Below are 10,530 nucleotides of genomic sequence, written 5' to 3'. Positions count from 1 at the left end.
TTTAAAAACCAATATTAGCGCGTTCAATAGCGGTATCTTCGCACTCGCGTTGTTACCTATGTGCACACTTGCAGCGCCAGCGGCTAATGTTAAAACCTCAATTGACAGGGCTGAGACGCCCGACAATGTTAAAGAAAAGTTGCTTTTACCTTATTTTTTCAACTCTGAATCTATGGGCCTTAACATTGGTTTAGGTGGCATGCTCAGTGGCTACTTCCAAGATCAGATGACCATTGGTGGCACCGTATTTGGTGGTGATGTGAGCCAAGGTATTGGGCTCGGCGTTTGGAATTTTAAACTGCCAAAAACAGAACGCTTTTTCTTAAGTGCCTACGGTTTTCTTGGTTATTACCCTGATCAACGTGCTTATGCTGGAGGGAGGCAAGAGTTAATTCCTGCGGGTACTCCACTTCCAGGAAGTAATGATTCAACCAATCTACAATTCTTAGAAGCCAATGGTTCATCAAACTGGTTTGATATAAAGCTTGAGTATGCATTACCAATTGGTGCGACGAAAGATAAGGGTATGGTTGAATACAAGCTTAAAAATGGCTTATTAGTGTCAGAGCCAAGTGGTGGCAAAAGCTGGGATCCGCTTGAGAGCGGCGCAACCGTGGTGGTGTTACGCCAGTTTAACCGTTATCAAAGTTTTGAATTTGTCGATGGCGAGCTTGATGGCACCATCCATGCCATAGAATTGGGGATCTTATACGACAACACTGATTTTTCGGTTAACCCATCAAGTGGTAGCAGTCAGTACTTTTCAGTTTCTCACGATGCAGCATGGTTAGACTCTGATAATGAGTGGACCTTTATGAACCTCGATATGAGTAAGTATTTTTCATTTGGAGAGTCAGATTATGCCAGTCAGCGAATACTCGCACTCAACTTTTGGACAGGCTACTCGCCATCATGGGATCTTGAATATGACGCACTCGGCGGGCGACAAGTCACCAACAACGCGCCCTACAATGAAGGTGCAACTTTAGGTGGATTTTATCGTATGCGAGGTTTCGATCAAAATCGCTTCCATGACAAAGCGGCCATCTATAGCAGTGCTGAATATCGCTATACTTTGAAATATAACCCGATAGAAGACATTAATTGGTTGAAGTTTTTGAGATTAGATTGGTTTCAAGTGGTTGGTTTTGTTGAAGCGGGTAGAGTGGCACCAGAATATACCGCCAGCACTTTACTGTCTGATCTTAAAGTTGATTACGGTTTGTCGTTAAGAGCATTAACCGCCGGTATTGTGATCCGCTTTGATATCGCTCATTCCGATGAAGCGACTAACGGTTGGGTTATGGTTGACCATCCGTTTTAGTATCAACGCATTGACTCACCCATAAAATGGTCGTTTCTTTCGTATTATTAGAATGAAAACCGCCATATTTCGCGTTATTCATTCTAATCACTGATTGTTACTCTTATATAGTCGATAACTATTTAGGTGAAACATATGAACATTATTAGTCAGCATCAAGCGCAGCGTACCATGGATGGTGACGGTGTTAATATCTCTCGCGTCGCCGATTTTACTCACGGTCACTTTGACCCTTTTCTGATGATTGATGAGCTAAAGTCAGATGATAAAGCGGATTATATTGGCGGCTTTCCTCCACACCCACATCGTGGTATCGAAACCTTTTCCTATATTATCAAAGGCGGTATGGAGCATAAAGATCAGCTCGGTAACGTCAAAGCGATACAGGCGGGTGATGTACAATGGATGAGCACCGGAAGTGGCGTGATCCATTCTGAGATGCCCTTAGCCGATGCTGATACTGGCTTACATGGTTTTCAAATTTGGCTCAATATGCCTGCCAGCGAAAAGATGCGCCCAGCACGTTATCAAGACACCAGCAATACGCCCATCCCAGAGGTGAGCAATTCACATGACGTTAAGTTAAGAGCATTGGCTGGTCATTGGGACTTTGCAGGGAAAACAGTGACAGCGCCCATTCAAGAGCTTGCTGGAAAAGCAGAAATAGCAGACTTGATACTCGACCCCAATGGCAGTGCAGAGCTGAGACTGGATAAACACCCATTTGTCGGGATTTATATCTATGCGGGGCAGCTAACGAGTGACACTGGAGAGCTCTATGAAGCGCAACAATTATTACTGCTCGATGCTAAAGCCGCTTTAACGCTCAGGGCTACGGCTTTAGGGGCTGGAGTGTTGTTATTAGTGGGGACACCCATCAAAGAGGATATCGTGCACATGGGACCTTTTGTCATGAATACCCAAGCTGAGATCCGTCAGGCTATTGATGATTATCAACATGGTCGTTTTGGTGATATTCCGCCAACGTAAGCGGATTGATGAACAGCCCCTAAAATAACTGGGTTAAATAAGGCGAGCGATAATGCTCGCCTTATTGGTTAGTTAATGGCGAGTTACCCTTGAATATCTTCTATATTAAAGACTGCTTTGCCATCGCCCCCAAGTTTGGTGAACTTGTGTTGGCCATATCTGCTAGCATCGTCGTTGAACCTATCACGCTCGATTAAGATAAAGTCAGCTTTCATGTCTGTCGGCACCTTATTCTTGTTGTATTAGACAGATTCGGTACTCATCAGTTGGATTTTAGTACGCAATAAGGTGTGATTTCGAGTTATGATTCGATGCGAGAAGTCATTGCTTAATAGCGATTAAAACCGTTGAGAAACACAGTATGAGCTTATATAAATTTGGATTGGCAGCAGACAAGTCGGTGTTGCTTAGGCAAGCACTTGGTGCGGAAGCAGATGCTTACTTCGCGGCAATGGAAAGTGCTGAACAAGCATTCTTGAGTTCTATCACTAACGAAAAAAATCAGCAAAAACTTGATTGGCTGCTGCTGCGTACGAATTTAATCTGCCGTATGAGTGATAGGGATATCGCCCGTTTGAGCGATTACCGTATCGATAAAACTCAAAAGGTAACAGATAATTTAAACGGCAAATCGCGTCAAATCGTCATCGTGACCGTTGAGGCTTTAGCGGCTGTTATTGACGATATTAAGGCGCAGCAATGGGTTGGTTTTGATACTGAAACGGCGGCTACTTTTGAAAAAGGTCGTCGTAATACCAATCCTATTTCCTTGATTCAAATTGCGACGAGCAGCCATTGTTATCTGTTTAGAATGGTTGGCAGCAATATTTTGCCTTTTAAAACGGCACTTACTGAGGTGTTAGGCGAGGATTCGAATATCGTTAAGATTGGTATCGGCCTTCGCAGTGACGTTAATGCGGTGAAGCGTGACTTTGGTATTGCGCTCAATCCTATACTCGATCTCAATTGGTTGATGAATCAACTTGGCGCAGCAAAACAGATGGGCACCGTGCAAATAGCTGCGACGGTACTGGCGCTTAAATTACCTAAGAGTAAGCGGGTGACGTTATCTAACTGGGCTATTCCACTTGATAAATCACTATCAGCAGAGCAGATTAATTACGCAGCAGGCGATGCCTTAGCGGCATTAGATATTTTTCATGCACTGTTTGAGCAACTCAGTGCTTATAAAGCCTTGTGGCCAAAATCAATACAACAACGTTTTTAAACGAGGGATTGCAGTGATAAATAAGGGACAATTAGTTCGCTGGAATGACAGCAAAGGCTATGGTTTTATCCGGGTAGAGAATGCAGAAGAGGGCTGTGATGTGTTTATTCATATGTCAGCACTACAACATATGGCTAGGCGACCATTGGTTGGTGATATTTTGTATTTTCAAATAGAGACCCAAGCCGATGCTAAACAACGCGCATTTTCGGCAAGGATTGAAGGCGTCGAAAGCAATCCAGAAACCTTTGAAGATGGTACTGAACCGATCAAAACTAACGATAAAAAAGCCCTCGACAATCAAGTTGAACCTGCTAAATCGATAAAAGGCATGTTATATCGTATTGCGATAATGCTAGTGGTATTGGCGATTGCTAGTTTTGTCTATAACCGAGTGTCTACGCCTAATAATTCTGGTGCTTATAGCTCTTCCGCGTATATATCGAGTGCCGTTGCTGCGGATGAGCAGCAGATAAGCCAGGCCTTTTCTCAACAGCAAAGTGGCATACAGGTGCAGAGCACTGGGGTTGTGAGTCGACTGTTACCGGACGACAATAAAGGCAGCCGTCACCAGAGGTTTATTATTACGCTTTCAAGCGGCCAAACTCTACTGATTGCGCATAATATAGATTTGGCAGCGAAGATCGATAGCTTGAAGGTCGGAGATCGCGTCTTGTTTAAGGGCGAATATGAATATAATGATCGTGGGGGTGTGGTGCACTGGACCCATCATGATCCTAAAGGTCGGCATGTTGCTGGCTGGTTAAAGCATCAAGGGCAAACGTATCAATAGTGGTCGCTATCGATAAACTGCGTGTATGATCCGCCGTTTATCTTAAATTGCAGTTAACGTTTGCGACAGGCTCTCTTTTTAGACAGCTTATTCAGCAAAGGATCGCCAAACTGATACAAGGCTAAACCGGTTAATACAAAACAAGCACCTATCGCTAAGGCTTGGGTAATGGCTTCACCATTGAGTTGTGCGCCTAACATCATGGCAAATACCGGAGTAATCAGCGTGACTAACGCAACCGTGCTGGCATTGAGATACTGCAAAATATAGAAATAGCTGATAAAACCAATAAGTGAACCGAAAACGCCCAAATAAGTAATCGCTAACAGTGAACGAGGCTGCCAAGTCTCAATCGGCAATGTACCATCAAATAATAACCAGGCTAACGCAAACATTGGTGTTGAATAAATAAGTGCGCCCACGGTACTGGCAATGGGGTGGATATTTATCTTAACCGTTTTGATTAATACTCCGCTCAAGCTAAACAAACTCACCGCAGATAGGATCAATAGCAGTCCAATCCAACTATCACTCTCAAGTGAAAGCTTAGATGAACATACAATGCCAAGTCCGATGAATGCCATGACTAACGCTACTAATCGCATTGGACCAAATTTGGGTTCATTGAGTATTTTCTGGGCTAATAAGCCTGAGATCAATGGTGATAAACCAAAGATCAGCGACATGATGCCAGAGGGGATATATCGGGCGGCAAAATAGCTGAGTAGCATCCCGCCAACAATCCCGATCGAAGAAACGGCATATAGCCTTCTCGCGGTTGCACTCCATGGCAGTCGAATACGTGCAATTAGTATGATCAGCGCACCTAAAGTCAGCGCAATTAGCATTCTCAGTAAAACCGCCATCGTTGGATGTACTGATTCACTGCTCCAGACGATGCCTAGCGGCGTTGTCGACCAAATTAATACCACCGACAAAAATGCCGCTGGAACCATCTTGGGTAATGCTGTTGTTGACATTTCAACACTCCTTGCGCTTATAGTAGGGTCATCAATCATGACTCGCACTAATGATACAGATTAATATCGAACCGCAGGAGAGAAGGGCGAGTAAAGAGGGGAATATCCATCACCGCGCTGCAGACTCTTTGCGGTGTGGAATCGAGAATTAATGGCTAACTATTTATTATATTCCCAATTTACCGCGCAGCTAGAATGCCACATCACACTGGCGAGGAGTCGCAGTGTCAGACAATTAATTTGCGTATAAATAGAGGTGAATAGAAGCGTCATTTAACCAAGCTGAATATAGTGTCTCGAAAGCTCAATAATCTAGTTGTTGCAAGCTGTCGTCAACCGATAAATTCAACAATCGCTAATTTAATCAATGGCAGGTTTTTACAGGGCAAAGTGAACGGTCATTATGCGAGAGTTTAGGGACAGATGTTAGTTAGGTTTTGGGGAAGGGGAAGCTAGCGAGCTATTCTATAAAAAAGGCTCAGTGCCAGATAGTCAAAAGGGGCTAAGCCCTTCAGCTTTTGCCCCTTTTGTTGTTTGCGGTTGTAAGACCCTTTGCCCTTTCTAGGCTTCTCAGTCCGTGTTCTAAACAAGGTACTGGTGACGATTGCCTTTAGCGCGTTATCTTTAATGACGCCGCGACCACTTTCATGCTCAATCTGCGGTTGTTGCTGACGATGTTTTGCCATCATGTGACTCCTCTAGCTAATATACTTATTTTCAAACTTACAGTTGGTGAGTGCTCGCTAATAATGTAGAGCACTGTAGTTAAGCCTTCTTAGTTTAATAGAGTCTTAACTACAGTGCAATTATACGCTTATTAATTGTACGCGCTAATGCTTTTTTGCTTTAGCCATTACAGAGGGGTCAGCTTAGGCAAAAATGAAACTGTAAAGATAGCCTGCACCTATCGCCATACCGAGGATCACTGCTAAAAATGCCGCTATCATCTGGTTCTTAAAAATAGACTTGAGCAAGATTACTTCAGTTAAGCTGGCACCGGCACTACCGATAATCAATGCCATAACCGAACCCAGCGCCATACCTTTGGCAACTAATGCTGAGCTTAAAGGGATCACTGCTTCTGCACGTATATACAAAGGGATACCGATTATCGCCGCAATAGGAATGGCATACCACATACCTTCTCCTGCGTATTTAGCAATCAGTTCTGTAGGCATAAAACCATAGATTAATGAGCCAAGTGAAATACCTATCATTAGGTAAGGTAAAACTTGTTTAAAGTCTTTCCACGTTGAGCGCCATACACGTATCCAGCGGTTGTCTTGTTTAACGGTGTCACTGACAGCAGATGAACTTGCTGCATTAGAACGTGTTCCACAACCACTTTGCGGTGCAGGGCTACAAGTACCAGCCGTTGCCAGTGCAGGTTCTGCGTTGCAACTGCCCTGCATTACCGCTTGCACTTCTTGCTTAGGTACGCAGCCGCTAGAGATTGTTTTTACGGCCACTGTTACTGGTTTTTTGTCCGTAGTTCCGCAACTAGTCCCGCAACTAGAAGGCGTTGCCGCTTCATAAGCTTCAGGTTTCACATAACGCTCGAATCCAAGTTTTTCTAAAACATAGCCAGCGGTAACAGACACAACCATAGCGACTAAGAAATAGAATACCGCGACTTTAATGCCAAAGGTCATCACAAATAGGCCAATAATGATCGGGTTCAATAATGGACTAGAGAACAAGAAAACCATCATTGGGCCAAAACCCGCTTTTGCTCTGAGCAACCCTTTTAAAAAGGGGATAGTTGAGCATGAACAGAATGGTGTAATGGCGCCAAGTAGAGCGGCGATGATGTAGCCTTTACCTTTTTTAGAGCTTAAAATCGATTGTATTTTTTCGGGCGGGATATACTCCTGCAAAATACCGACAATGTAGCTAATAGCAAGAAATAGCACCGTTAATTCAGCGGCTAAAAACAGGAACATATTCGCTGTTTCTTTTGCCATTGTGATGATTTCAGGACTCATAATATTGACCTTACAAATGTTTGTTTGTTATTTCCGGAATTACCGAAATAATTAGGATGGGCTGATAATAAACGTATTTTAAATTTAGTCAATTTATATTTCGAGCTTTACCGAAATGAGTGTCAGGGTAAATACCAAAGTAAAAGGCTTTATGTTTGTTAAAATAACGGCTGCAATGTTGGTTGTAGCCACTTTGGACTTCAAGGAAAGGGGCTAATAAGCACCAGAAGACCATGCTGATTTGACTGATAATGCTCTGCTAATATAAGGGGGTGTACTTGCCATTTTCACGGTGTTGTCGCTGCATCGTCTTTGTCTTGCTGCATGGTCACGAAGCTATGACCAAAATAAACATGAAAGCTCAATGGCTGTGAATCATTAGTGATAATTTGATTGTTAAAATAGAGCAAATGCTTATGATGGTAACAGTCTTTTCAAAGGCTTAAAGGAAAAATCATGCTTGATGCTGTTTGCCTATATGACGAAACCAAGCCGATAACCTATTCGGTATTTAAGTTTCAAAAGTTATCTGATGCTGATATTGAAAAATATCGCCAAGCACTTTTGTGCCCAGCGTGTGCAGGTAAAGCCTATTACCGTAAAGCGTCAAAAGATGGTAAAGCCGCATGCTTTGGCTCGCGTTATCATCAAGCTGATTGCGCTGAGTTTAAACCTTCTGCCGCCAAAGAGCGTGAAGAGCAACACGCGATTGAAGTTAATCAGTTGGTGGTTGATAGCGATGCGCTGATTATCGATTTTAGCCGTGCGCCAAAAATGACTAAAGCCAAAACACCGTCAACGGTCACCAAAGTGCTTATCGAAAATGAAACCCAATCTAACAACCCTACAGCCATAACCCCAATGCCAGTGGCGGCAGACTTATCAACAGCTGAGCTATTAAAACCTGAGCTCACTGGGCCTACAGCCGTTAAAACAGAAGATGAAACCAGCGCTAAAAAGCGGGTTGCTACTCAAGGACTGGAAAAGGTATTGCATAGCTTATTGCGCGGCAGTGATCTGGCAACATCGGATCTTTGGGTATATACCGATGATAAATATCGCTGGCGTGCTAAAAACCTATTTGTAAATTTCGCCGATGCCGAGCCGACTGAAAACGGTGCACCGCGTTTGTATTGGGGCACCATCTCTCATACCGATAAAGAGCGTTTGTGGTTGAATCCCGCTGAGACTAAAGATGTGGGGATCCCCATTGATATGTTTGCCAATTCACTGATCTCTCGCTTTGGTTTAGAGGAGCGCCGCGACTTTGAAGGTGCAGGGATCATTTTGTTTGGTAAATGTTTTTGGAATAAAGCCAAAAGCCGTAAAATTATTCAGCTATGGAGCAACGACGTTAGTCGTCTGTTTATCTCTAAGGCTGATGAAAGTGACTAGGGATGAGTCGTAAAACGAGTATTTAATTCTCTCTTTTGAGATTTTTAGCTGATTTACATATGAATTTGCAATAAAAACGCCCACCGAATAATAATTTTTATTGACTCAAAAGCCATTGAGGATTATTTTCGGCGCGATGTTTTTCTAAGGGTTCCATTAAAGACCGGTAAAAGGCGGGCTTCTCAAGGATAAAGCAGCAATTGAACTCAACAATTAACGGTATGAGTTTGGTGAATAACCTTGCCATTTTGGCACTTTATATAAGGACCTTAGCGCATGTCTGAGCCGACAGCCTTAAGTCTTGTCCCACCTGTGGTGGTATTGGTGTTAGCCATTGTGCTACGCCGCCCAATCCTTTCTTTGATTATTGGCGCATTAGTGGGTTTAGCGATGTATGACAGCGCTAATATGCTAACCAATTTCGCTGATACTTCGTTATCTGTTATGGCCGATGAAACCATTGGTTGGCTTATTTTAGTGTGCGGTGGCTTCGGTGCTTTAATTGCGCTACTGGTGAAAACTGGCGGTTCAATGGCATTTGGTCGTCACGCTTTAAAATTGGCTACAGGGCAGAAGTCATCACTTTTAATGACCTTCATTTTAGGCGTGGTCATCTTTATTGATGATTACCTTAATGCGCTCACTGTGGGTTCAACCATGAAGCGGGTGACTGATAAATTTAAAGTATCGCGTGAAATGCTGGCTTATGTGGTTGATTCAACCGCTGCACCTATTTGTGTGTTGGTGCCACTGTCCACTTGGGCGGTATTTTTTGGCGGCTTGTTGGTCGATAACGGCATTGCTAGCGAAGGCCAGGGAATTGCGGTTTATATGCAGGCTATTCCGTACATGCTTTATGCATGGTTAGCCGTTCTAATGGTCCTGCTGGTTATTTTAGGGATCGTGCCGGTATTTGGGCCGATGAAAAAAGCGCAGCTTGCCGCGATGCAAGGTAAACCCGCCATTAAGCAAATGGATTTAGATGCGGTGCAAACCTCTGATGAATATGCGCTTAAAGCGATTGAAGATGAATTTAAACATGCCGATGACGGCGGAAAACTGCATAACTTCTTTGTGCCAATTTTGTTGTTGGTTGGCTTTACCGTTTATTTTGATATCGATGTACTTAAAGGGCTGATTGCGACGTTAGCGATCACCTTGCCTTATTACGGCATACAAAAATTGATGCCACTGTCAGATATGATGGAACAGATGATTGATGGCTTTAAGAACATGCTTCCCGCTATCGGTACTGTTATAGCGGCGTTTATCTTTAAAGATGTTTGCGACAAGTTGATGTTGCCTCAGTTTGTTATTGGCAGCTTGAGTCCGTATATGACCCCAGAGTTACTGCCCGCAGTGGTGTTTATAACAATGTCAGTGCTAGCGTTTGCAACAGGATCTAGCTGGGGGATATTTGCAGTCTCGATTCCAATTGTTATGCCGTTAGCACAGTCGGTCGATGCCAATATTTCACTGGTTATTGGCGCTTTGTTATCAGCATCTTCTTTTGGCAGTCAGGCTTGTTTTTACTCTGACTCAACTGTATTGGCCGCTCAGGGGTCGGGGTGTAATCTAGTGAGCCATGCAGTCACGCAACTTCCTTATGCGTTAATCGTGGCCGCCTTTACGTTTGTCGGTTTTTTACTGTTAGCGTAAAAATCAACCGTAATAGACAAGGGCCGCATTTAAAGTGCGGCCCTTTTTTATATCAGAGGAAAACTGGCTTTATGTCTCTGTTGAAAGGTTAGAGCGCTCTTAAAGCTATAGGCGTTAGCTTATTCATCATATTTAGAACCCAAAGTGAGTCTAATTAATCTTAGAAGAGCAGTATT

General features: G+C 43.4%; 10 protein-coding genes. 6 read left to right on the top strand and 4 right to left on the bottom strand.

The genetic code is table 11. The annotated features are described in order from the left end of the window. Nucleotides 1-58: 58 nt before the first annotated feature. Nucleotides 59-1,324: a BamA/TamA family outer membrane protein gene (locus CXF82_RS09455; protein ID WP_101091468.1), complete on the top strand. Its 1,266-nt coding sequence runs from the start codon at nt 59-61 to the stop codon at nt 1,322-1,324. Nucleotides 1,325-1,459: 135 nt separating this feature from the next. Continuing rightward, on the top strand, nt 1,460-2,314 hold the full coding sequence (locus CXF82_RS09450) for a pirin family protein (RefSeq protein WP_102044080.1): 855 nt from the start codon (nt 1,460-1,462) through the stop codon (nt 2,312-2,314). An 83-nt stretch (nt 2,315-2,397) separates the two neighbouring features. Here the strand turns inward: CXF82_RS09450 and CXF82_RS22580 are convergent, their stop codons facing one another. Further along, nucleotides 2,398-2,529 (bottom strand): hypothetical protein, encoded by a 132-nt coding sequence (locus tag CXF82_RS22580; RefSeq protein WP_257982761.1) that lies wholly within the window; start codon nt 2,527-2,529, stop codon nt 2,398-2,400. A 146-nt stretch (nt 2,530-2,675) separates the two neighbouring features. Here CXF82_RS22580 and CXF82_RS09445 point away from each other — a divergent pair, with 146 nt between their 5' ends. Together CXF82_RS09445 and CXF82_RS22770 are read left to right on the top strand one after the other, a co-directional pair. Then, nucleotides 2,676-3,542, top strand: a complete 867-nt coding sequence (locus CXF82_RS09445; protein ID WP_102044079.1) for a 3'-5' exonuclease — start codon at nt 2,676-2,678, stop codon at nt 3,540-3,542. A gap of 13 nt (nt 3,543-3,555) precedes the next feature. Beyond that, entirely contained in the window at nt 3,556-4,335 is a 780-nt protein-coding gene (locus CXF82_RS22770) for a DUF3465 domain-containing protein (RefSeq protein WP_374702365.1), read from the top strand. Between the two features lie 53 nt (nt 4,336-4,388). On the opposite strand, the gene CXF82_RS09435 is transcribed toward CXF82_RS22770, so the two are convergent. The 3 genes from CXF82_RS09435 to CXF82_RS09425 form a co-directional block, all read right to left on the bottom strand. Beyond that, nucleotides 4,389-5,315, bottom strand: coding sequence for a DMT family transporter (locus CXF82_RS09435; RefSeq protein WP_102044077.1), 927 nt, complete (start codon nt 5,313-5,315; stop codon nt 4,389-4,391). 452 nt (nt 5,316-5,767) lie between these two features. Beyond that, on the bottom strand, nt 5,768-6,001 hold the full coding sequence (locus CXF82_RS09430; RefSeq protein WP_101091391.1) for a ribosome alternative rescue factor ArfA: 234 nt from the start codon (nt 5,999-6,001) through the stop codon (nt 5,768-5,770). 183 nt (nt 6,002-6,184) lie between these two features. After that, nucleotides 6,185-7,300: a permease gene (locus tag CXF82_RS09425; RefSeq protein WP_102044076.1), complete on the bottom strand. Its 1,116-nt coding sequence runs from the start codon at nt 7,298-7,300 to the stop codon at nt 6,185-6,187. A 456-nt stretch (nt 7,301-7,756) separates the two neighbouring features. Here CXF82_RS09425 and CXF82_RS09420 point away from each other — a divergent pair, with 456 nt between their 5' ends. Both CXF82_RS09420 and CXF82_RS09415 read left to right on the top strand, forming a co-directional pair. Then, the gene (locus CXF82_RS09420) at nt 7,757-8,695 is read left to right on the top strand and encodes a hypothetical protein (RefSeq protein WP_102038366.1); all 939 of its coding nucleotides are present in this window, start codon (nt 7,757-7,759) and stop codon (nt 8,693-8,695) included. Nucleotides 8,696-8,971: 276 nt separating this feature from the next. Further along, complete coding sequence (locus CXF82_RS09415) at nt 8,972-10,354, top strand: Na+/H+ antiporter NhaC family protein (protein ID WP_101091394.1); 1,383 nt, start codon at nt 8,972-8,974, stop codon at nt 10,352-10,354. Nucleotides 10,355-10,530: the final 176 nt, after the last annotated feature.

Origin of the sequence: Shewanella sp. GutDb-MelDb, from assembly GCF_002836075.1 — a bacterium.
GTDB lineage: Bacteria > Pseudomonadota > Gammaproteobacteria > Enterobacterales > Shewanellaceae > Shewanella.
Note: the sequence above shows the minus strand (reverse complement) of the source record. Positions and strands in the feature narration are given on the sequence as shown.